Raw genomic sequence first — 22546 nt, 5'->3', positions numbered from 1 at the left:
GATGACGCCACCTTGGCCACTTCCGACAACCTGCCCGCGCTAAACGAATATTGGCTATGATTATCCCGCGTATCCCGGCCAGCAATAGGCAGAATAGGTGGGGAAAAACGGCCTAGCTCGCCCGTTTGTTCAATTTTAGGCGAAAATATCAACACCACCGTTGCCAGAAGCCAAAGATTGTAACGCGGCTGGCGTAGTCAGCGGCGTTAACATATCGCTTTCCCCGCTGATTTCGCCGTATGACGGTTGACCATTGGCGGCATAATTTTGCTGATTTTGTTGTTGCTGCTGTTGTTGGGCTTGCTGCCACTGCGAAGAACCTTCGCTGCTGACGCTACTTTGTCCCAACTGAATGCCACTTTCTGCCAGCGCATGACGTAAACCTGGCAGTGCCGCTTCCAGTGCGGCTCGCACCTGACCGTGAGCTGAAGCAAAGTGCAACTGTGCCTGATTATCTTCAATCTTCAGACTGATTTGCAGGGCGCCTAATTCTTGCGGATGCAAACGCAACTCTGCGTTTTGCTGGCCATTACGGCTAAACATTAACACTTGCTGGCCTAACGCCTGCTGCCATTCTTGACTGCCTAACTGTGCTGTCAGGTGACCGGCCACCGGTGCCATTACTTGACCACCGGTGGGTGCCGCGATTACCGGGCTGGATACCGGAGGCAGCGACGGTGTGATTGTGCTGGTGAGTAAGGTTTTATCCGCGTTATTGGTCGCATCGGTCGGTGCCACTAATGCATTCAAGGCTGCTGTTTTACTGGCTGCGCTGTCGTGAGACTGAGCGTTAGCTCGATCCGGGCGTACATCGGCTTTATCGATTTTAGTTTTGACACCGGCCAATAAATCGGCGGTGGCTTTACCATTGGTATCTTGCTGACCGCGACTCAATAATGTACCCAATTCATTATCCTGCCCAGAGACTCCCAACAGGCCAATCAGAGCTTGGTCTTTGCCGGATGCGGGTCCCTTGGCCGACAGATTTTCCTGTGCGGTCAAAGCAGATTTCAGGCTATTTCCGCTGGCCAGGGTCGTTGCTACCTGATGCGGCAGCATCGCCAGCAGGGTATGCAATGGATTCAGTTCTGGTTTATCCGTTCGAACATCGGTTTTCTTATCATCATCAACGGCTGTTTTCTTGGCTCCGGCTGCGTCAGTCTGCCCGGCATGAGTCAATCCGGCGGGCAGGGTGGCCGTCATATCACCCAGTGCCGCCAGTAATTGATTCAGTTTGCTACTGCCCTGATGGGTCATCTCTGCGTCAGTATCGGCAATTTGGCCGGTGACGGCAGCTAACGAAGATTTCAACGATCTGGCGTCTGTGGCATCCAGTTTTTGTGCCAATTGGCTGAGTTGCCCGCCCAGGAGTTCGGCAAAATCGGCCGGTAAACCGGCATCGCTGAACAGCGTGGCAATTGATGAAGAGGCTGCACCGTCAGTTTCAACGGGAGTGCTAACGCCGGGCAGTACAGACAGATTCATGAATTAAGGCTCCTTTGTGAGCTGCGTTGAGCAAACTCATCCATCAGTTTTTGATCCATACGGTTTTCATGGTGGCGTTGGGTGATTTCCGCCCGTTCCTGCAATGTTTCGAACGCATTTAACCGCTGCTGTTTCTCTTGCCAATGTTTCACGGCTTGATCTACCCGTTGGTTCCATTGCAACAATTGCTGCCGATGCTGATCGATGGCTTGTTCCAGCGTCTGAATAAATTGTTGGTAATTCTGCCAGGTTGAGGAAGCCATTCCATCGGACAAGGTATGGTTTAGCTTGACCCGATACTCATCCTGATAGTTAAGCAGCATATTTAATTGCTGCTCGGCCTGGAGGTACGACTGGCGCACCAGCCCCAACTGTGTACTGGCCTTTTCGACGGCCTTCTGCGCCAAATCGCGCAGAGTAACAAGAGGTGATTGACTTTTCATCGTGTTCCACATTCATTACAGAATGAAAACCGGCGTCAGCATGCTGACGTCCGATTAGCCGGGAAGCAGTGCATTAAGATGTTTACAGGCATCTTCATAGTCACTTCGCTCAAACATTCCTTGCTGCAAGAAAGTTTCCATTTGCGGATAAAGTAGGATCGCACGATCCAGCAGTGGATCACTGCCCGCCGCATAAGCACCGACACTAACCAAGTCACGATTCCGCTGATAACTCGCCAGCAACTGCTTGAACTGACGAACCTTGCTATAGTGATTGTCATCAATCAGCGATGTCATGGCACGGCTGATTGACGCTTCGATATCAATGGCTGGATAGTTACCGGATTCAGCCAGACGCCGGGATAACACCACATGGCCATCCAGAATGGCTCGGGCAGAGTCGGCAATCGGATCTTGCTGATCATCACCCTCGGTTAGCACGGTATAAAAAGCGGTGATTGAGCCGCCACCGCTGACGCCGTTACCGGCGCGTTCCACCAAGGCCGGTAATTTGGCAAACACGGACGGCGGGTAGCCTTTGGTTGCCGGTGGCTCCCCAATGGCCAGGGCAATTTCACGTTGCGCCATGGCGTAGCGGGTCAGAGAATCCATAATCAGCAATACGTGCTGACCGCGATCGCGGAAATCTTCGGCAATTCGGGTCGCGTAAGCGGCACCCTGCATCCGCAGGAGCGGAGAAACATCAGCCGGTGCGGCAATCACCACTGAACGGGCACGACCTTCAGCGCCCAGAATATTTTCAATAAAGTCTTTGACTTCACGACCACGTTCGCCAATCAGCCCAACGACAATGACGTCCGCTTGGGTATAGCGAGCCATCATGCCGAGCAAGACGCTTTTACCTACCCCTGAGCCGGCAAACAGGCCCATACGCTGGCCGCGACCTACAGTCAGCAAGGCGTTGATGGTGCGTACGCCCACATCCAGAACCTGTTCGATAGCGGTACGTTGCAATGGGTTAACCGGCGGTGTCATCAACGGAGCACGATAACCGGTTTCTGGTGCTGGCAGGCCATCCAGTGGTTTGGCGCTACCGTCCAGCACACGTCCGAGTAATTCCGGGCCGAGAGGCAGTTGTTTACTGGCAGAGTTGCCATTGGCGGTGATTCGGGCATACACCCGCGCGCCGGGCACAATCCCTTCAACTTCTTCCAGTGGCATCAGAAATAGGCGCTGGCCGTTGAAACCGACCACTTCGCTTTCCACTTCCTGCACTTCACCGCCATCGTGGCGTTCAATCAGGCAGGTCGCGCCTAGCGGCAACTGCAAACCGGTGGCTTCCAGTACCAGACCGGTTGCACGAGTCAGTCGACCATAACGGCGTACCGTCGGTGACTGAACAATCCGTTCTTCCAATTTGTCCAATGTAGACAACCAACGGCCAAGACGGGCGGTCATTACACCTCTCCCGGTGCGGCCAGGCGGCACAGTTCATGCCAACGTGTCGCTACGCTGGCATCCAGATCGCCTTCTTCCGCACTGACTTTGCAACCGCCTGCGTGAATCTGACTATCGGCCAACAACCGCCAGCCGTGCAGACTAAGGGTCGCGCCCAAACGTTGCTCGACCATTGCCAAATCGTCCGGATTCACCCGCAGTTGCGGTTTACCGTTAAACATGGGCTCTTGCTGAATTAATTGCTGGATTTGCCCCAGTAGCGCAGTGCCGTCGCAAATCGCTGGTTGCCCGAGAATTTGTTTGGCTGCCGTCAGCGCCAGTTGCATTAAACGCGAAGCAATCACGCTGTCGAGAGAATCAAGAGTGTTCTGGAAATCAGTGACTAATGATTGCCAATGGGCCGTCATCGGTTCCTGTAATTTTTGTGCTTCCAGCATACCTTGCTCACGCCCTTCGGCCAGACCTGTCTGATAACCTTGATCCAGTCCTTCCTGCAATCCTTTGGCAAAACCTTGCTGGCGGCCTTGTTGCTCCGCCTGCTGTTGTAGACTTTGCAACACTTGCTGCTGATCGGGTTGCTGTTCCTCATCTTCTGCGCCATCAAACTGCGTGAGTATTACCTCAGGTAGGGGGATGGGCGCAGTTTCAAATTGGCTGGCAAAATCCTTGGGTGACCAAGGCTGCCAGGGCAGGGCGTTAAGCTGATCAGACATAGATGTCCTCGCCACCGCCAATCACGATTTCGCCACTCTCCGCCAAACGACGGACGATAAGCAGGATCGCTTTCTGTTCGTTTTCCACCAGAGACATCCGTACCGGCCCGCGTGTTGCCAAGTCGTCGCGGAGGATCTCGGCTGCACGCAGAGACATGTTGCTGAGGAAGCGTTCGCGCAATGCCTGATCCGAGCCTTTCAATGCAACCAATAGAGATTCGGAGTCGATTTCTTGCAGCAAACGTTGAATGCTGCGGTCGTCGATACTGACCAGGTTTTCGAACAGGAACATTTCGTCGATGATTTTTTGCGCCAGTTCGCCATCGTACTCGCGCATGGCGTCCATAACCGCTTCTTCCTGCTGGGTTTTCATCAGGTTGATAATCTCGGCCGCAGTACGGATACCGCCCATTTTGCTGCGTTTAAGATTCTGGCCATCCAACAGATTGTTCAAGACTTCGGTTAACTCGGCCAATGCCGCTGGCTGAACACCACCAAAGGTGGCGATACGCAGCATAACGTCGTTGCGCAGGCGTTCGTCGAACAGTGCCAGAATATCGGCAGCCTGACCGCGCTTCAGGTGTACCAAGATTGTGGCAATGATCTGCGGATGCTCATCCCGAATCAGATCCGCTGCCATCTGCGGTTCCATAAAGTTGAGGGTTTCCATGCCACTGGTGGTTTCACGAGATTCCAGAATATCTTCCAGCAGGCTGGCTGCACGTTCTTCGCCCAAGGCTTTAACCAGTACGCCACGCAGGTAATCGCTGGCGTTGACGCTCAACGCCGCGTACTGCTCAGCATCGTCTTCAAACTCAACCAATACATCGATTAATTGCTGATGAGAAACCTGACGCATACTCGCCATCGTGGTACTCAGTTGCTGCACCTCTCGTGACGAGAGGTGTTTGAACACTTCAGCGGCGTGGTCTTCGCCTAACGTCATCAGCATGATGGCGCTCTTTTCAGTTCCGGTCAGGCTCATTGGTCATTACTCATCCATTGGCGGATTACCAGCGCGACAACGCGCGGATCTTTATCTGCAAGTTCGCGGATACGCTGGGCCTGAACTTCAGCGCTCACACGCTGCTGTGATTTCTTACGTTGGGCCAGCTCGTCATTACTTTGTTTCGCTGATTCAGCCGCTTCTGCTGTCTGCGCCACTGTTTTGGCGGCAGCGATAACCGGATTGACTTCCATTTTCTTGGCCATCAATGGACGCACCAGTTTGCGCCACAGAATCCAGGCAACCAGCAGAATCAACAGATAACGACCGGCATTCAACACTTGATCGAAGAAGGATTGCGATTTCCAGAATGGCAGCGCGCTATTGGTTTCTTCGGCTTCGGTAAACGGTGTGTTTACTACGTTCAGCGTATCCCCACGTTGGGTAGAGAAGCCCATCGCTTCGCGGGTCAGCGCTTCAATCTGTGCCAATTGATCTTTACTCAGTGCGATCGGTTTACCGCTTTTTTTATCGATACCCAGATAGTTGACCACCACCGCAACAGACAGGCGTTGTACCATCCCGGCCTGTTGTTGGGTGTGACGAATGGTCCGATCAACCTCATAGTTGGTCGTTTCATCCCGGCGACTGCTGCCCGGCACCGCATTTTTGCCAGCGGTTCCGGCACTGGTATTGCGGGTGGCTGGCGTCGCGGTGGCAGTATTTGCTGCGGCACCGGTGGCACCTGGAGCAGCAGGTGTTTCAATCGGTGCAGCCGGTGTAGCGGAAGGCTGATTGGATAACGCACCGGGAACGCCGCCGATGGGAGTGCCACCAACCTGTTCGCTCTGGCTTAATTGTTGTGACCGCACCGCACCCTGTTCAGGCCGCTGATTTGGTTTGTATTCTTCGTCGGTCTGTTCACGAGTGGCAAAATCAACCTGGGCAGTGACCTGCGCATGCACATTCCCGTTACCTACCATCGGTGCCAGAATCGACTCGATGCGGCGCTGGAAGCGTACTTCAACTTCGTTGGTAAATTTAAGTTGTGCTGCATTCAGATCGCGACCCGCGCTATCTGACTGAGTCAGCAAACGCCCGGTTTGGTCAACGACAGTGACGTTACCCGGCGGCAAACCGGCTACGCTGCTGGAAACCATATAAACAATGGCATTGATCTGGCCGTCATCCAGTGCGCGCCCAGGTTGCAGAGTCAGCGTCACGGAAGCAGAAGGCGATTTTTGCTCGCGTACAAATAGAGAGGGTTTCGGCATAGCCAAATGAACGCGAACGTTCAGTACCGGGCCGAGAGTTTCAATGGTACGGGATAATTCCCCTTCCAACGCCCGTTGATAGTTAATTTGTTCACTAAACTGGCTAATGCCAAATTTTTCCTGATCCAGCAACTCAAAACCCACAGCTCCGCCTTTCGGCAGACCTTGCTGGGCTAGGCGCAGGCGTGTTTCATGCACTTTGTCTGCGGGGATCAGCAATGCACCGCCGTTTTCGGCAAAGCGATAAGGAATGTTAAGCTGAGTCAGTTGGGTGACGATGGCACCGCCATCGCGATCGCTCAGATTGCTGTAAAGGACGCGATAGTCGGGGCTTTTTGCCCATAACATCAGAGCGACGACAATAGATACTGCGGCGGCAGCGGCGACGAGCAAAGGAATCTTTGGATTGGCGCGTAGGCGGTTCAACAGCCCGGTAAAGCCATTCTCACGATTTTCTACGCCAGTTATCGAGGCATTCATACGCATTCCTTGCCAGGCTGGACAACACTGACGTTGCTATTAATTATGTAAGTTGTGTATCGAAACAAAACAGACTCCCTGGTACGTAAGCGACAAAGCAACAATCGCCGGTCTCCCCTTTTACGGGCATGCCATTATTTGCCGGATCGGGATAATTTGATGAGTCAATAAGGCGGTGTTTTTGTATCTAATTAGCCGGTTTAGCTGAGAAAGGGTGTGTTAGGGTGTCAGCCTGAAAATACCAATCTGTGCCGGACATGGTGTTTTTCTGTCCTGAGCACGGGTTTTCACTGAGGTTTTTATGTCCGTTCAAGGTATTGAAGGTGTTTTACAACAAATGCAGGTCAGTGCGTTGCAGGCTGCCGGTAGCACGAACAAAATCATGCCAGCCGAGCCGGGTTTTGCCAGTGAGCTGAAAGCCGCGCTGGGAAAAATCAGTGAAGTGCAAACCACCGCTCGCACTCAGGCGCAGAATTTTGAGTTGGGTAAGCCAGGCGTCGGTTTGAATGACGTGATGGTTGATATGCAAAAATCCTCTATTTCCCTGCAAATGGGCATTCAGGTTCGAAATAAACTGGTATCCGCCTACCAGGAAGTGATGAACATGGGCGTGTAAACCTGCTAGTCATGACGAACAAGCCCCGGGGTATTCCGCGGGGCAAGTCCTCAAAAATAAATCTTAAAAATAAATAGTTGCGGCTATTGCTCCGTGGTTTATTTTTATCAGTTTTTAACGCAAGAGTGTACTTCCCAGCCCGATGATTGTCTGGATTGAGCCTCAGCAACAGCGATCCTTTCATTCTCAGCTTCGATATTCAAGATACGCATATGCTCGACACCTTTATAAGCCATGCAGCGATATGACGTGGGTGGAACAAACCTGTCAGATTCATTTGCAGCCACCGGCAAACTCACTCCGATAGAGGTTAATACAGCCAGACTGGCAACCCATTTATTTAACCCATTCTTCATTGTTATATTTCCATGTCATTTGAATTGTTTATTGTTATATATTTTATATAAAAATATATATTTATAGCTAACTTCACGTCAGTGAGTTCGATAAAGAGGGTAAATTCATCGATTTATTCTGTATTTAATAAAACGATTTCATCATGCGGGTGGAATGATGTTTTTTATCTGGCGGGAGTAGAGGCGGTGAGTTATTTTTTAGATGAAATTAAAAATGAGTTTCTAATAATATAGTATTATTGGTGATGTGAGTGTTGGAATAAATATTGGCGTGAATATAATAAAGGGATTTTTATCATTTTGGCTAGTTGGCAGCATTCATAATTAAATATTTCACTGTAGATGCACGCAATTATTTTAAACCGATCAAGGAAGAATCCATGAGTATCAAATTAATCATTAAAATCATTGTGTTTACACAGGTATTGCTGATTGTCGCCTGTACTTCGACTCAATCGCTGCGCGTGCCACAGGCCTTATTGACCCGGCACGAAATTGACAACTGTGGCGTAGGGTGCCCAACGGGCAGCGGCAGTGATGAAATACTGATTCGAGAGACCTATACGCTGAATAACAGTGCGGCCACCAAATTTGCCCATTGGGTGGCATATAAAATTACGCGCACAACACAGGCGAGTGGGCGGCCACGTCATTGGAAAACCGATCCAGACCTGCCTGCGGCCGACACCCTCGATCCAGAAGATTATCAAGGTGCCAGTAAGGTGCTAAATATTGATCGCGGTCATCAGGCACCGTTAGCCAGTCTGGCCGCCGCCACGGACTGGCCGAGTCTGAATTACCTGTCCAATATCACTCCGCAGAAAGCCATGCTGAATCAGGGGGCGTGGGCGAAACTCGAGAATCAGGAACGTATTCTGGCAAATCGTGCTGATATCAGAGCGGTCTATACCGTTACTGGCCCGTTATATGAACGAAATATGGGTACACTGCCGAATGCGAAAAAACCACATCGTATTCCCAGCGGGTATTGGAAAATCATCTTTATTAATCACAGTCCAGCCGTGAACCACTACGCGACTTTTATCCTGGATCAAGATACACCGACCTCGGCCAACTTCTGCGATTTTCAAGCCACGGTAACGGATGTCGAACGGCGGACAGGTTTGGTTATATGGTCGGGTTTGCCGACGGAAATTCAGAGCAGCCTGAAAAATACACCGGGGGTATTATCCGAACGAATGGGCTGTGCGCCGCTCAAGGCTTGAAGTAAATTATCGGGTTATTCAGCCTGATATTTATCTGATAGAGATAATCCGGGGTAGGATTACCGGGTTTTCACACGAATAAGCTGTAAGTGACTTGGTGCTTAACCCTATATTTTTATTCGGATTAAACCTATACTAAACTCACTTTGCCACTCATGGTTAGTCTATTGATGAGATTATTTCATAGGATTAAAGGGCGAATATCCCCCGTATTTTGTCTGGCCGTGATGGTCGCAATTAATGGTTATCTGATATTAGCGCCGGTGCTGACACGGGCACTAAAATATATGCCCCAAACGTTGGGTAGTTTCAGTACCTGGAAAGAAACGCTCGGCATGTTGGGGCTATTGGAGATTCCACGTTTTGTTATTGGCCTTGGCCTGATTCTGATGGCTATAGGTTTATCACTCAAAGCCCGTACTGCGTGGGTTTTCACCTTGTTTCTGCTGTTGGCAATGACATTGTTGAATTTTCTGAATGGCAACAGCGATGTGCATATTACGGGTTTATCTATCGCTATTATTGTTGGTCTACTGTTTTACTGGCGAGAGTTTGATCATCAAAGCCTGGCTAGTAGCAGTTTATTCGCTATTGTCAGCATTTCGTCATTATTGCTGTATGCCGTCATTGGGACGCTTTATCTGGGTGCGGAATTTTCTCCTCCGATCGAAGATCTGGCCACCGCGATTTATTTTTCGATTGTTGCTATGTCCACGGTGGGTTTTGGCGATATTGTTCCTGACACCACTAACGCCCGTATGTTTACACTTTCGATTATTATTATGGGTATCACCGTTTTTGCGGCGTCTATTACCGCAATCGTTGGTCCAATGATCAGTCATAATATTCAGCGAATTGTTAAAGGCAGGATCTCTCACGTGATACGTAAAAATCATTATATTATCGTTGGTATAACCCCCTTAGCCCTTAATGTTTATCATGGTCTGCACGATCGTGGTGAAGCGGTAACGCTGGTGGTTGCCACTGGAACGGCCATCGAACTGCCGAAAGGCGCTGATATTGTTACCGGCGATCCTTCTTCGGTGGCGACGTTGAAAGATGCGGGAGCTGACAGGGCTAAATATATTATCACCTTATGTAATAGTGATGCGGAAAATGTCTTTACATTGCTGGCAGCCAAAGAAATCGCAGGGCCTGAAACCAAAACTATTTCCTTGGTTAATGAAAGTCAAAATCAGCCTAAAATTAAACGGGTCAATCCTGATATGGTATTTTCGCTACAGTTATTGGGCAGTGAATTATTGGTCAGAACGCTAAGCGGTGAGACGATAAATAATGAATTGATCACTGAAATGTTTTTTGGCAGTAGTGTGAAAACCAATTAATCATCAGCACAATAACTGAGAATAACTTATCGTCTATCCTCGGTTATTGTGCTTGTTTAAGATGGCTGCGAAATCACTCAGGATTCGGCCACTTTACGCATTAATGCCGCTATATCGATAGCATCGATCTTATCTGGTTGGAGATAAACTCCAGCATATTCCTGCCACACCCCCGACTGTAGAAATAGAATGAATAGTTGCCGATCCAAGTGATGGTCATTCACCATATTCGCCATAATATTCAGAGACTCAGAGAGTTTTTTCCCCGTTTTGTAAGGACGGTCGGCGGCAGTCAAGGCCTCAAACACATCAGCAATCGCCATCATTCGCGTGGTAATACTCATCTGCTCAGCATGAAGTTGATTCGGATAACCTTTTCCATCCACGCGCTCATGATGGCCGCCAGCAATCGCTGGCACATTCGCCATTGTGCGTGGGAAGGGCAGTTTTTTCAGCATGATAATGGTTTGCATAATATGTTCATTAATTTTATAGCGTTCTTCCTCATTTAACGTGCCGCGTTTGATACTCAGGTTGTAAATTTCACCAAGATTGTATTGATAAGTTGGCGGTTGTACTTTGAAATCATCATATTCTGGATGTTTACCTTTATCATCCCGGTAGATGATATGTTCTTCTCTATCGGCCAATAGGGGTTCTGACACCGGCAATGAGGCTTGCGGTGATCGATTTTTCCTACGCATTTCTTCATGACCGATACCGATTCTGTCATCCAATGTACGATTCCAGCGGTACTCGGCTATTTGATGAATGCGACTTATCGCTGCGTCAGATAATTCTTCCTGTCCAATATTGCACTGAGCGATAAAATAGAAGTCTTCATCTATTTGCAGTAGTTGCTGTGTTAATAATGACCAATCTGCAACCTGTTCAGGATGGGCTAGGCACTGATGCAGAAAACTGATTTCTTTCTCGCGTTTCAATACTTCAAAGCGCAACCTTACTTCGTGAATTCGGTTATAAATAGTCTCGAGTTTAGTGGCTTTATCCACGACGAATTCGGGTGTGGTAATTTTGCCACAGTCATGTAACCAGCAGGCGGTACGCAGTTCTTCCCATTCATCTTCATTCAATGTAAATGAGGCAAAGGGTCCCTCTTTGGCCTCCACTGCGACTTTAGCCAGCATTTCGGTTATTACCGGAACCCGCTGGCAGTGTCCGCCGGTATAGGCACTTTTGGCATCAATCGCGCCGGCAATAAGTTTGATGAAGGAATCCAGTAAATTTTTTTGCTCTTGTAATAAATGCTGGGCTTCAACCGAAATAGAAAGGCTGCCAACCAGCGCATTGACTAACTGAATTCGGGATAACTCTCTTTGCTGATTAGGGGCATTACTATTAAATAACAGTAAAAATCCTAATAGCTGATGATCGTGACTCTGGATTGGTGCGGCAATAAAGTACAGAGGCAGTTTATCGGCGAGTATTTTTTGCAAGGGAAGCCATAAGTTGTCGTTATTGACGACGCCTGTGGATGTTTTACCCCATAGAACGGAGTTAAATGGGGTAAAATAAGCGTCATCCAGTGCCAATTTAGGCATGCATGCCGTATCAATGGACTCATTATTCCAAAGGAATGCAATAGGTGAAAAACCGGGATTATTACTGTCGTTCAGGAATATGACGCCACCGGACATATTGGCAATCTGTGTGGTTTCCAACAGTAACCCTTCCATTTTGGCCGAAAAATTATGGCCTGCTGCGAGTATATTTCCCATTGAAATGAACTGATTAAGTGTGAGTTTCATTTTTCTCATTGAGAAATGCAGTTCGTCGATCTCTTTAATCAGCGAGTTTTCGCCTTCTTGACTTTCAAAGTCCAAATTGCTGATGGCATCGGCGTCTTGACGAAGTCGGATGAGTGGATGGGATATTTTCAGGGAGAAGAACCAAATAATCGGTAGGCTTAGTAGTAGTAAAATAAAGGTGATGAACGTTGAATTATTACGAATTTGATTGGCATTTATCGTTAAATAGTCGGCAGGCGTAGCGATGACTAACTGATATTTATTTTCATCAATTGAAATAACGCTACCATACCAAGACTCATTTTCACTGGTAAATAACCGACTTATCCCCGATTTTTCTGGGGATGTTTGATTAAGTTCCAATAATGTTTTTAGCACCGGATTTAATGTTTCACGGCTAGCCAGCACTGGCAAGTTGGCGATCACTTCATTTTGCGCATCAATGATCATCGCGTGGCTGCCAGTAGGCAGATTTTGCTGTTGCAGGAACTGATTCAGTGCCGCCAGTGAAATATCCAGGCCGACTACGGCATGTTGATTTACCGCTCGTTTACTAAAGGTTATTCCCGGTTCGCCCGTGGCTTTATAAATATAAATAGGAGAGACAACCATCCGGTTGTTTTGCAAAGCCTGTGTAAACCAACTGCGTAAACGGGGATCGAAAGGTTCATTCATTACTTTTCGGCTGGAGATAATATTTTTTTGCAGGTCGAGAAACAGGTAGTCTTTTACAGCATCGCCATCAACTTGATAGTTACGCTGTATGATCCATGCGGTGTTAACCGGAGCCAAGAATAATTTATTGCTTAGATCGGTTGCACGTCTTAACAGAAAAAAGTCACCGTTGTCGTAGCCACTATAAAGGGCGCTGGCATAGCTATTTAAATTGAGCAGTTCAGTTAACCGGTTAACCGAGGTCATCTGTTGTTCAAACTGGGTGTTTTCAGTAATCGGCAAACTGGCTAGAATATTAACTGATAGCGACATTGAGCGGGTGATGCCGTTAAGCTCGACAGCGATGGCTTCTCCCGTTTTTTGATACTTTTCGAGGGTGCTGAGTTCAGTCAGCTTGGTCAGTTGCTGGTGATTAAATAGAATAATCACGCTGCCAATGGCCAAAATGAGCAGTGTGAAGAGCGTTGCAATCTGGATATGCAAAGGATAACGATTTTTCAGACCGATGGTCATACGTAGCATAGGTATTCTCGATACATATTGCCTTGGTTACTTCTATATTAGGTGCTATTAGGAATGTCGTGCTTCATTTTTTGATTATAAAGACTTTATTTATTATAAAATACAGCGATTAATCGCGAAGAAAACTGCTGATGAACGAAAATGCCAAGGTAAAACAGGCGTTTTAAGATTGAGTGGATAACATCGTCATTCCCCAAGCAGTTAGGAGTAAGAGGGTTTAAAATCATTCTTATATTCTGAGTCGGTAACCAGCGATGTGGGGGGGGTTCGGTGATGACCACGAATCGCTGTGGGTGCGAAACCAAAACGCTTACGAAAACGTTCGGCAAAACGCGATGAACTTTCATAACCAACCTGACTGGAAATTAATGAGATTGGCCAATCGGTGGACAGCAGCATTTTTAATGCGCTGGTCATGCGAACATCAATCATTAAATTACGCAATATTGTGTTTTCAGCCGAGAGCTTGCGGCGTAATACAACCTCACTCATCGACATCCTTTGTGCCACCTCGGCAGCCGTCCATATTTTATGCGGGTCGGTTGCTAGACAATGACGTACTTTTTCTGTCAGTGTTTCCGCTTTTTTTAATAGGAATTTTCCACCATGTAGCGCTAGCCAGAGTAATAACTCTTCTACACGATGACGGATAATCGAATTGGGAATGTCATTATTATCGGTTAATGCTTTGAATGTGTAGCTGAAGGCATTGATAAATTCGCCCGAAGGAGCGCGAATTGGCATCACGCCAGAAACAGTGGGAAGAATATGTGTTTCAGGTGATTGAGCGAATGCGCTAAGTAATGGAGGGTCGAGACTCAATGTATGGCTAAAGTATACGCCATCAGCAGATAATACATTAGTAATATCAATTGCTTGACCACCATTAATGGCGGCGATCTCGCCGGGTCGGATAATACACTCCTGATTTTCCCAACGAACAATTTTATGGCCGTGGTTAACCATAATCAGTAGTGGATGGTCAATATAAATCGAGTTGAGCTCCAGCTCTGTGTGTTGAATAACCAGCGCTGAACTGCCTATCCCCGAACAAAAATTAATTACACGTTCCATCGATATTCATTTCACAGAATTGACATGTGAATATCTTTACTCGTTGCGCGCCAGACTAGCAACTTATTTTAATACAAATTTTACACACGATGCTATTTCTGCGAGAAAAAAACCTCAGTCGTTGACACACAAAAATAGCTTTCAGAAGCAGGACAAGTAGGGCGATAACATCATACGCAGGCATATAACAGGTAAAAAGTCCGCAATGTTAATGATTTTATCTGGATGTACGATAGAAATGTCTACTTTGTTATTATCTTGATAATGCTATCATTGTTGTGTTTCGCCTAATAACAGAGCATGGTCAGGAAATTGACCGTAGGTATTATTCACCACTTGCTGCCGAGTTGATTGGCCCACCAATTCACTGAGCTCATTTAGGCGTAGTTGTAATAAACGCTTAATTTCAGTTTCATTATCTAAAATCATTTTTAATTTCCGCCTTAATATCTCTTGCAACGAAAGAGATGAACAGGAAGAAATGGTGATGTTGGCGGTACTTTCAACAGCTTTTAGATAAGTCATTTCCAGATCAACCAGCGCATCCCAATTCCCCTCAATGGCAAAGGCTAGCATTTGTTCACTGAGGGTCAGGATATGTTGATATTCGGATAGAAGGTGCTGGTGACGTTCCATTAAATGGGGTCCTAATTGGGTTGATAATTGGGGCCGATCTGCCGCCAGGCATCAGCAATATTTTCAAGCAAGGCTTCTACTTCAACAATCGCTTGTTCGTCATTATGCAAATTGGCGTGCAGTAAGCGTCGTGACATATAGTCATACAACGCTGACAGATTCTCTGCCAGCTCGCCGCCTTTTTCCATATCAAGCCCGGTACGCAGACCGTTATCAATAATATTGATAGCTTTGGAAATAGCTAATCCCTTTGCGGCAATCTCCCCTTGATTCATCAAAATACGTGCGCGAACCAGGGCGCTTTGCGCCCCGTCGAACAGCATCACGATCAACTGGTGGGGGCTGGCGCTCATTACCCCGCTTTCCAATCCTACTTGTGCGTAAGCCTGGCTCCCTGACCGGTTGTACATGTTTCTATCCTTTATTATTTAAATTGTGCCGTCAGCATGCTGCCGGTGCTGTTAAATGATGTTACCAACTTATCCAACTGGGCAAACTGGATTTTATAGCGTTCGATAGTGGCGTTAATATTGGCGGTGGTGCTCACAACCTGTTTATCCAGGTTTTTTAAGGATTTATTAATGCCATCGGTTGCATTCTTTAATGTGCCTTTACTGGTATCCAGAGCATCATTTAGCAACTTATCCATCTTGGTCGCGAACCCTGTATTTTCGCCATCGCCAGCAAAGAACTGAGTAACGGCATTGGGTTTGTCTTTTAGGGCTTTATCCAGTTTATCTGAATCGACTTTCAGTTTGCCGGAGATTTCCTGAGTAATACCCAAACTGGCTAAAGTCTTAATATCACCCGCTTGGGATGAAGCTAATTGAGATTTTAACTGGGTTTGGATATTACGTAGAGTACCATCACCGACTAGCGCGCCGTTACTGGTAGACTGATCAGCACCGGCTTCAACCGCGGTATATTTAGTCAGTGAGGTAAAGGTGGTTTGCAGTGAGTTATAGGCATCAACAAACGCCTGAATGGCATCTTTAGTTGGCTTGCTGTCGTGGACGACATTCAGTGTTTCTGGCTCGCCAGCTTTGGTTTTACTTTTCAGCGTCAGGGTTACGCCTTCTGGTGCATCGGTGATCACATTGCTCTGTCGAGTAATGCTAATACCGTTGACGGTTAACTTGGCATCTGCCGCTTTCACTGTTTGCGTCATTGCACCACTACCTGAACCTGAGCCACCAGCAGGTTCAGGGGTATAGCTCAAAACTTTGCTTAAATCATCATCGCCAGTGACGCTAACGGTCATCTCTGACTCGGTACCCGTGGTTTTCGAGGTCAGGGACAGGTAATAGGAATTGTCATCGCCTTTCATAATACTGGCGGTAACGTTACCTTCTTTTTTATTGATGGCGTCTCTAATGTCCGTTAGCGAGGTCTGATCTTTTGTCAGAACGACTTCCATCGGTTTTTTTTGGCCTGGCTGAGTAATGGTCAATGTTCTTGACTCATTATCATTACCCAATTTATCTGTTGCATTCGGCATTTTGGCCGACAGCAAAGATTGAGATTGTGCCAATTGTTCAACGGTTATGGAGTAACTACCGGCGCTAGCTGCGCTGTCAGTTGTTGCGCTAAAGGCGGTATTACTGCTGCTGACCGAGGTGCCATTGATGGTATTGGCCTTCTTTAGGGCCGCCGCTGCAGTTTCTACTTTAGCCAATGCGCTTTGCAGCACGCCAAACGCAGTCAGTTTTCCTTTATAGCTGGTTTGCTGTTGGGTCAGCGGTACCAGCTTTTTCTGCTCTGCGGAAGATAAATTGTCTAAAAGCTCGCTTAATTGCAATCCTGAACCGGCGCCCAATGAGCTGATACTTGCCATGTCTAATCCTTAATATTCAAGTGTCGATACCGGGTTATCGGCCAGGAGGAGAAAAAGTTTACACATAAAATGCAAATAGTAATGGTTAGAATAGCGGGGCATTACCCGTGGCTATTTGTGCCATTGAATTTGAAATCAAATAGAAAAGAAGATCATCAAAGTTTTTTCCTGAGATGAAAAGAATTGTTGCTGAATGGCTAAAGGTTCGGATAAATGCGCCGATACAGTTTGGGACGGTGATGAAGCCGTGGGCAGACGCCCAAACCATAAATCAATAATTTTAAGGAATAATAACTATGGCGGTCATTAACACTAACAGCCTGTCTTTGCTGACCCAGAACAACCTGAACAAATCCCAGGGCTCTTTAGGCACCGCCATTGAGCGTTTGTCTTCCGGTCTGCGCATCAACAGCGCTAAAGATGATGCAGCGGGTCAGGCGATTGCCAACCGTTTCACCTCTAACATCAACGGCCTGACTCAGGCAGCACGTAACGCCAACGACGGTATTTCACTGTCTCAGACCGCTGAAGGCGCGTTGGGCGAAATCAACAACAACCTGCAACGTGTCCGTGACCTGACCGTGCAGGCGCAGAACAGCTCTAACTCTGCCTCTGATATCGATTCCATCCAGTCTGAAGTTAACCAGCGTATGGAAGAAATCAACCGCGTCACCAAACAAACCGATTTCAACGGCATTAAAGTCTTGGATAACCGCACGGCAGCCAACGCGGAATATGCTTTCCAGGTGGGTTCGCAAGATGCCCAGAAAATCAATATCGAAATTGGTTCAAGCGCGGGCTGGAACCTGGCGACTGCCGGTGCCGGTGGTACTTCATCTGATGTGGTGAACGATTCTACTCAGATTAGTAAAGCTAAAGAAACGGTAGTGCAAACGCTGTCAGGGAAAACTGAAGCACAGATCAACACCGCACTGACCAAATTTACGACTGACGTTAAGGCGGCAACCGATGCTGCCGGTGTAGTCACGGCAAAAGGGGCGTTAACCACGGCTCTGGGTTTAAAAGCGGATGCCGATTTAGGTACCGCCGTCAGCTCCGCTGCGTTTGGTACTGATTTAAGCGTCGACCAGATCGCTGGCGTGAAAAGTGGTGTTTACAGCGCTGCAATTAACGGGGCAAATTACGCTACAGCAAAAACTGAAGCTGAAGTTAGCGCTGCTCAAGCGGGTGCTAAAACTGCTGGTGCGATGGTTAACGGTAACTTCCGTTCCGTTGAAGCCAAAGGTTTTGACGTATTGAAAGGTAACGTGACGGGCGGCGCAACGGGTACAGCAACGGGTACAACCCCACTGGCTGATATCGATGCGGCATTGAAAGCGGTTGATTCTCAGCGCAGTTCACTGGGTGCGTCCCAGAACCGTTTTGAATCTACCATCACTAACCTGAACAACACCGTGAACAACTTGACTTCAGCCCGTAGCCGTATCCAAGATGCGGATTACTCTACCGAAGTATCCAACATGAGCCGTGCGCAGATCCTGCAACAAGCCGGGACTTCTGTATTGGCTCAGGCTAACCAGGTTCCACAGACTGTCTTGTCTCTGCTGCGTTAATTTCAGCTTGGCAATGCTATCAAGCCTCCGCTTTGGCGGGGGCTTTTTTGTCTCTGCGATTCAGTGGGTTATTCGTGAGAAAATTGAATAATTCATTAAAGCTATCAGTGTTGTTGCCGATAAATATGTGGACGGTAATTAAAGCCGTAGGCAATCAGCCTAAACCTTAGCCGAAACATATTTAAAGGAATTAATACCATGGCGGTCATTAACACTAACAGCCTGTCTTTGCTGACCCAGAACAACCTGAACAAATCCCAGGGCTCTTTAGGCACCGCCATTGAGCGTTTGTCTTCCGGTCTGCGCATCAACAGCGCTAAAGATGATGCAGCGGGTCAGGCGATTGCCAACCGTTTCACCTCTAACATCAACGGCCTGACTCAGGCAGCACGTAACGCCAACGACGGTATTTCACTGTCTCAGACCGCTGAAGGCGCGTTGGGCGAAATCAACAACAACCTGCAACGTGTCCGTGACCTGACCGTGCAGGCGCAGAACAGCTCTAACTCTGCCTCTGATATCGATTCCATCCAGTCTGAAGTTAACCAGCGTATGGAAGAAATCAACCGCGTCACCAAACAAACCGATTTCAACGGCATTAAAGTCTTGGATAACCGCACGGCAGCCAACGCAGAATATGCTTTCCAGGTGGGTTCGCAAGATGCCCAGAAAATCAATATCGAAATTGGTTCAAGCGCGGGCTGGAACCTGGCGACTGCCGGTGCCGGTGGTACTTCATCTGATGTTGTCAACACCGCGACTTTAGTACAGAAAGCCAATGAAACGGTAGCGCAAACGCTGTCAGGAAAAACTGAAGCAGAAATCAACACTGCACTGACCAAATTTACGACCGACGTTAAGGCTGCCGCTAATGATGCGGCTGTGGTCACGGCAAAAGGGGCGTTAACCACGGCTCTGGGTTTAAAAGCGGGTGCTGATTTGGGTACTGCTGTCAGCTCAGCCAAGTTTGGTACTGATTTGACTACTGAGCAGAAAGCCAATGTGAAAAGTGGCGTGTATAACGCTGCGGCAAATGGCGAAAACTACACTGTAGCGAAAACAGCCGCTGAAGTTAAAGCAGCTAAAGATGCTGCTGTTGCCGCTAATGCCAATACTGGTGCAGTGGTTAATGGCAATTTGCGTTCCGTTGAAGCCAAAGGTTTTGACGTATTGAAAGGTAACGTGTCCGGTGGTGCAGCAGGTACAGCTGCGGGTACAACCCCACTGGCTGATATCGATGCGGCATTGAAAGCGGTTGATTCTCAGCGCAGTTCACTGGGTGCGTCCCAGAACCGTTTTGAGTCTACCATCACTAATCTGAACAACACCGTGAACAACCTGACTTCAGCCCGTAGCCGTATCCAAGATGCGGATTACTCTACCGAAGTTTCCAACATGAGCCGTGCGCAGATCCTGCAACAAGCCGGGACTTCTGTATTGGCTCAGGCTAACCAGGTTCCACAGACTGTCTTGTCTCTGCTGCGTTAATTTCAGCTTGGCAATGCTATCAAGCCTCCGCTTTGGCGGGGGCTTTTTTGTCTCTGCGATTCAGTGGGTTATTCGTGAGAAAATTGAATAATTCATTAAAGCTATCAGTGTTGTTGCCGATAAATATGTGGACGGTAATTAAAGCCGTAGGCAATCAGCCTAAACCTTAGCCGAAACATATTTAAAGGAATTAATACCATGGCGGTCATTAACACTAACAGCCTGTCTTTGCTGACCCAGAACAACCTGAACAAATCCCAGGGCTCTTTAGGCACCGCCATTGAGCGTTTGTCTTCCGGTCTGCGCATCAACAGCGCTAAAGATGATGCAGCGGGTCAGGCGATTGCCAACCGTTTCACCTCTAACATCAACGGCCTGACTCAGGCAGCACGTAACGCCAACGACGGTATTTCACTGTCTCAGACCGCTGAAGGCGCGTTGGGCGAAATCAACAACAACCTGCAACGTGTCCGTGACCTGACCGTGCAGGCGCAGAACAGCTCTAACTCTGCCTCTGATATCGATTCCATCCAGTCTGAAGTTAACCAGCGTATGGAAGAAATCAACCGCGTCACCAAACAAACCGATTTCAACGGCATTAAAGTCTTGGATAACCGCACGGCAGCCAACGCAGAATATGCTTTCCAGGTGGGTTCGCAAGATGCCCAGAAAATCAATATCGAAATTGGTTCAAGCGCGGGCTGGAACCTGGCGACTGCCGGTGCCGGTGGTACTTCATCTGATGTTGTCAACACCGCGACTTTAGTACAGAAAGCCAATGAAACGGTAGCGCAAACGCTGTCAGGAAAAACTGAAGCAGAAATCAACACTGCACTGACCAAATTTACGACCGACGTTAAGGCTGCCGCTAATGATGCGGCTGTGGTCACGGCAAAAGGGGCGTTAACCACGGCTCTGGGTTTAAAAGCGGGTGCTGATTTGGGTACTGCTGTCAGCTCAGCCAAGTTTGGTACTGATTTGACTACTGAGCAGAAAGCCAATGTGAAAAGTGGCGTGTATAACGCTGCGGCAAATGGCGAAAACTACACTGTAGCGAAAACAGCCGCTGAAGTTAAAGCAGCTAAAGATGCTGCTGTTGCCGCTAATGCCAATACTGGTGCAGTGGTTAATGGCAATTTGCGTTCCGTTGAAGCCAAAGGTTTTGACGTATTGAAAGGTAACGTGTCCGGTGGTGCAGCAGGTACAGCTGCGGGTACAACCCCACTGGCTGATATCGATGCGGCATTGAAAGCGGTTGATTCTCAGCGCAGTTCACTGGGTGCGTCCCAGAACCGTTTTGAGTCTACCATCACTAATCTGAACAACACCGTGAACAACCTGACTTCAGCCCGTAGCCGTATCCAAGATGCGGATTACTCTACCGAAGTTTCCAACATGAGCCGTGCGCAGATCCTGCAACAAGCCGGGACTTCTGTATTGGCTCAGGCTAACCAGGTTCCACAGACTGTCTTGTCTCTGCTGCGTTAATTGGGTTATGTTTTAAATAACAAAAGGCGGTATTTCGCCGCCTTTTATCTTATCGGTACGTAGCACACAGCGATAAAAAGCAAAAATTAAATTTCTTGATGGTTTTTTACACGGATCACACTTTTTGCCAACACCATAGCCCAGGCTATCGCCGATTTTATTCAGGAAATCGATCAGGTTAAAGTGAGCGACGATTTATCTCTTTTGCAACGACTGTTGTAGTCAAACGTGCTGTGGTGCCGGTTTAAATTGATCTGAGCCAACTATTTTATACAGAAATTTTTTGTCACTCTCGAACTAAAAAAGCGCATAAGGTAAATAGCCGCCTTTTTCTATGTCTATTCCGGCGATTGTCTGCATGCCCTGACAGGATAATGGTATGACTCTCTTACCCTAGGTGCCTGTCATCGTGAGCGATCTGTATACCGCCGAAGGCGTGATGGATAAAAATTCCCTCTGGCAACGCTACGTTCCACTAGTGCGTCATGAGGCGTTGCGTTTGCAGGTACGCCTGCCAGCCAGTGTTGAGCTGGATGATCTACTACAAGCCGGTGGCATTGGTCTGCTGAATGCGGTAGAGCGCTACGATGCTCTGCAAGGAACCGCTTTTACGACTTATGCGGTACAGCGCATCCGTGGAGCCATGCTGGACGAACTGCGCAGCCGCGATTGGGCACCGCGCAGCGTTCGTCGTAATGCCCGCGAAGTGGCACAAGCAATGCGTCAGGTTGAACAGAAAGTGGGACGCCCAGCGAGCGAGCAGGAAGTCGCTCAGATTCTGGATATCAGTCTGGTGGAGTATCGGCAGATCTTGCTGGATACCAATAATAGCCAGCTGTTCTCTTATGATGAGTGGCGGGAAGAGCATGGTGAAAGTGTTGAACCTGTTCTGGATGGGCTAGACGATGCCAATCCATTGCAACAACTGTTGGAAGGGAATCTACGTCAGCGCGTGATTGAAGCCATTGAGGCTTTACCTGAACGCGAAAAAATGGTGCTGACGCTGTATTACCAGGAAGAGCTGAACCTGAAAGAAATCGGTGCCGTGCTGGAGGTGGGTGAATCTCGCGTTAGCCAGCTTCATAGCCAGGCGATTAAACGCTTACGTGCCCGTCTGAATAACGACGCTTAATTCATTTTCGCTCAATTTTATTTTTTGCTCCATGTTAATTGTTGCAGGTC

At 48.1% G+C, this 22546-nt stretch carries 19 protein-coding genes; 7 read left to right on the top strand and 12 right to left on the bottom strand.

The window, feature by feature from the left end; genetic code table 11:
* Positions 1-135: 135 nt before the first annotated feature.
* From DJ39_RS13210 to fliF, 6 genes are read right to left on the bottom strand one after another with little or no spacing between them, the layout of a single operon-like run.
* On the bottom strand, positions 136-1485 hold the full coding sequence (locus DJ39_RS13210; protein ID WP_038251466.1) for a flagellar hook-length control protein FliK: 1350 nt from the start codon (positions 1483-1485) through the stop codon (positions 136-138).
* Positions 1482-1928: a flagellar export protein FliJ gene (fliJ, locus tag DJ39_RS13205; protein WP_038242007.1), complete on the bottom strand. Its 447-nt coding sequence runs from the start codon at positions 1926-1928 to the stop codon at positions 1482-1484. The genes DJ39_RS13210 and fliJ overlap by 4 nt, the downstream gene beginning before the upstream one ends.
* Positions 1929-1982: 54 nt before the next feature.
* The gene (gene fliI, locus DJ39_RS13200; protein WP_004720702.1) at positions 1983-3347 is read right to left on the bottom strand and encodes a flagellar protein export ATPase FliI; all 1365 of its coding nucleotides are present in this window, start codon (positions 3345-3347) and stop codon (positions 1983-1985) included.
* Positions 3347-4060, bottom strand: coding sequence for a flagellar assembly protein FliH (gene fliH / locus DJ39_RS13195; protein WP_038251465.1), 714 nt, complete (start codon positions 4058-4060; stop codon positions 3347-3349). The genes fliI and fliH overlap by 1 nt, the downstream gene beginning before the upstream one ends.
* Complete coding sequence (gene fliG / locus DJ39_RS13190) at positions 4053-5045, bottom strand: flagellar motor switch protein FliG (RefSeq protein ID WP_038241999.1); 993 nt, start codon at positions 5043-5045, stop codon at positions 4053-4055. Before fliG ends, fliH begins: the two co-directional genes overlap by 8 nt.
* Positions 5042-6760 carry a flagellar basal-body MS-ring/collar protein FliF gene (fliF, locus tag DJ39_RS13185; RefSeq protein ID WP_038251464.1) on the bottom strand — a complete coding sequence of 573 codons (1719 nt, stop codon included), beginning with the start codon at positions 6758-6760 and terminating at the stop codon, positions 5042-5044. Before fliF ends, fliG begins: the two co-directional genes overlap by 4 nt.
* A 301-nt stretch (positions 6761-7061) precedes the next feature.
* Between fliF and fliE the strand changes: the two genes are divergently transcribed.
* Positions 7062-7376 (top strand): flagellar hook-basal body complex protein FliE, encoded by a 315-nt coding sequence (gene fliE / locus DJ39_RS13180; RefSeq protein ID WP_004720696.1) that lies wholly within the window; start codon positions 7062-7064, stop codon positions 7374-7376.
* A gap of 107 nt (positions 7377-7483) precedes the next feature.
* Here the strand turns inward: fliE and DJ39_RS13175 are convergent, their stop codons facing one another.
* Entirely contained in the window at positions 7484-7732 is a 249-nt protein-coding gene (locus DJ39_RS13175; protein WP_004720694.1) for a hypothetical protein, read from the bottom strand.
* 380 nt (positions 7733-8112) lie between these two features.
* Between DJ39_RS13175 and DJ39_RS13170 the strand changes: the two genes are divergently transcribed.
* Together DJ39_RS13170 and kch are read left to right on the top strand one after the other, a co-directional pair.
* Entirely contained in the window at positions 8113-8958 is an 846-nt protein-coding gene (locus DJ39_RS13170; RefSeq protein ID WP_038251463.1) for a DNA/RNA non-specific endonuclease, read from the top strand.
* A 170-nt stretch (positions 8959-9128) separates the two neighbouring features.
* A complete protein-coding gene (kch, locus tag DJ39_RS13165; protein WP_038241989.1) occupies positions 9129-10304 on the top strand; it encodes a voltage-gated potassium channel protein in 1176 nt (391 codons plus the stop codon).
* Between the two features lie 77 nt (positions 10305-10381).
* Here kch and DJ39_RS13160 read toward each other — a convergent pair whose 3' ends face one another.
* The 5 genes from DJ39_RS13160 to fliD form a co-directional block, all read right to left on the bottom strand.
* Entirely contained in the window at positions 10382-13270 is a 2889-nt protein-coding gene (locus tag DJ39_RS13160) for an HD domain-containing phosphohydrolase (RefSeq protein ID WP_038241986.1), read from the bottom strand.
* Positions 13271-13471: 201 nt separating this feature from the next.
* Entirely contained in the window at positions 13472-14344 is an 873-nt protein-coding gene (locus DJ39_RS13155) for a helix-turn-helix transcriptional regulator (protein ID WP_004720688.1), read from the bottom strand.
* Between the two features lie 270 nt (positions 14345-14614).
* The gene (gene fliT, locus DJ39_RS13150; protein WP_004720686.1) at positions 14615-14980 is read right to left on the bottom strand and encodes a flagella biosynthesis regulatory protein FliT; all 366 of its coding nucleotides are present in this window, start codon (positions 14978-14980) and stop codon (positions 14615-14617) included.
* An 11-nt stretch (positions 14981-14991) separates the two neighbouring features.
* The gene (gene fliS, locus DJ39_RS13145; protein ID WP_038241981.1) at positions 14992-15390 is read right to left on the bottom strand and encodes a flagellar export chaperone FliS; all 399 of its coding nucleotides are present in this window, start codon (positions 15388-15390) and stop codon (positions 14992-14994) included.
* Between the two features lie 14 nt (positions 15391-15404).
* Positions 15405-16814 (bottom strand): flagellar filament capping protein FliD, encoded by a 1410-nt coding sequence (gene fliD, locus DJ39_RS13140; RefSeq protein ID WP_004720682.1) that lies wholly within the window; start codon positions 16812-16814, stop codon positions 15405-15407.
* 296 nt (positions 16815-17110) lie between these two features.
* On the opposite strand from fliD, the gene DJ39_RS13135 reads away from it, so the two are divergent.
* From DJ39_RS13135 to DJ39_RS13120, 4 genes are all read left to right on the top strand, one after another.
* Entirely contained in the window at positions 17111-18388 is a 1278-nt protein-coding gene (locus tag DJ39_RS13135; protein WP_038251462.1) for a FliC/FljB family flagellin, read from the top strand.
* Positions 18389-18586: 198 nt separating this feature from the next.
* Positions 18587-19876: a FliC/FljB family flagellin gene (locus tag DJ39_RS13130; RefSeq protein WP_038241977.1), complete on the top strand. Its 1290-nt coding sequence runs from the start codon at positions 18587-18589 to the stop codon at positions 19874-19876.
* A 198-nt stretch (positions 19877-20074) separates the two neighbouring features.
* Positions 20075-21364, top strand: coding sequence for a FliC/FljB family flagellin (locus DJ39_RS13125; RefSeq protein WP_038241977.1), 1290 nt, complete (start codon positions 20075-20077; stop codon positions 21362-21364).
* Positions 21365-21773: 409 nt separating this feature from the next.
* Complete coding sequence (locus tag DJ39_RS13120; RefSeq protein ID WP_004723361.1) at positions 21774-22496, top strand: RNA polymerase sigma factor FliA; 723 nt, start codon at positions 21774-21776, stop codon at positions 22494-22496.
* Positions 22497-22546 lie beyond the last annotated feature (50 nt).

The sequence above is a fragment of the Yersinia ruckeri ATCC 29473 genome (assembly GCF_000754815.1).
Taxonomy (GTDB): domain Bacteria; phylum Pseudomonadota; class Gammaproteobacteria; order Enterobacterales; family Enterobacteriaceae; genus Yersinia; species Yersinia ruckeri.
Note: the sequence above shows the minus strand (reverse complement) of the source record. Positions and strands in the feature narration are given on the sequence as shown.

Bases quoted from the DNA above. Each gene is read 5' to 3' on its own strand.
- fliJ (WP_038242007.1), bottom strand. From the start codon at position 1,928: ATGAAAAGTCAATCACCTCTTGTTACTCTGCGCGATTTGGCGCAGAAG.
- DJ39_RS13170 (WP_038251463.1), top strand. From the start codon at position 8,113: ATGAGTATCAAATTAATCATTAAAATCATTGTGTTTACACAGGTATTG.
- fliF (WP_038251464.1), bottom strand. From the start codon at position 6,760: ATGAATGCCTCGATAACTGGCGTAGAAAATCGTGAGAATGGCTTTACC.
- fliT (WP_004720686.1), bottom strand. From the start codon at position 14,980: ATGGAACGTCACCAGCACCTTCTATCCGAATATCAACATATCCTGACC.
- DJ39_RS13175 (WP_004720694.1), bottom strand. From the start codon at position 7,732: ATGAAGAATGGGTTAAATAAATGGGTTGCCAGTCTGGCTGTATTAACC.
- fliI (WP_004720702.1), bottom strand. From the start codon at position 3,347: ATGACCGCCCGTCTTGGCCGTTGGTTGTCTACATTGGACAAATTGGAA.
- kch (WP_038241989.1), top strand. From the start codon at position 9,129: ATGAGATTATTTCATAGGATTAAAGGGCGAATATCCCCCGTATTTTGT.
- DJ39_RS13155 (WP_004720688.1), bottom strand. From the start codon at position 14,344: ATGGAACGTGTAATTAATTTTTGTTCGGGGATAGGCAGTTCAGCGCTG.
- fliS (WP_038241981.1), bottom strand. From the start codon at position 15,390: ATGTACAACCGGTCAGGGAGCCAGGCTTACGCACAAGTAGGATTGGAA.
- fliE (WP_004720696.1), top strand. From the start codon at position 7,062: ATGTCCGTTCAAGGTATTGAAGGTGTTTTACAACAAATGCAGGTCAGT.
- fliD (WP_004720682.1), bottom strand. From the start codon at position 16,814: ATGGCAAGTATCAGCTCATTGGGCGCCGGTTCAGGATTGCAATTAAGC.
- DJ39_RS13160 (WP_038241986.1), bottom strand. From the start codon at position 13,270: ATGCTACGTATGACCATCGGTCTGAAAAATCGTTATCCTTTGCATATC.
- DJ39_RS13125 (WP_038241977.1), top strand. From the start codon at position 20,075: ATGGCGGTCATTAACACTAACAGCCTGTCTTTGCTGACCCAGAACAAC.
- fliH (WP_038251465.1), bottom strand. From the start codon at position 4,060: ATGTCTGATCAGCTTAACGCCCTGCCCTGGCAGCCTTGGTCACCCAAG.
- DJ39_RS13210 (WP_038251466.1), bottom strand. From the start codon at position 1,485: ATGAATCTGTCTGTACTGCCCGGCGTTAGCACTCCCGTTGAAACTGAC.
- fliG (WP_038241999.1), bottom strand. From the start codon at position 5,045: ATGAGCCTGACCGGAACTGAAAAGAGCGCCATCATGCTGATGACGTTA.
- DJ39_RS13130 (WP_038241977.1), top strand. From the start codon at position 18,587: ATGGCGGTCATTAACACTAACAGCCTGTCTTTGCTGACCCAGAACAAC.
- DJ39_RS13135 (WP_038251462.1), top strand. From the start codon at position 17,111: ATGGCGGTCATTAACACTAACAGCCTGTCTTTGCTGACCCAGAACAAC.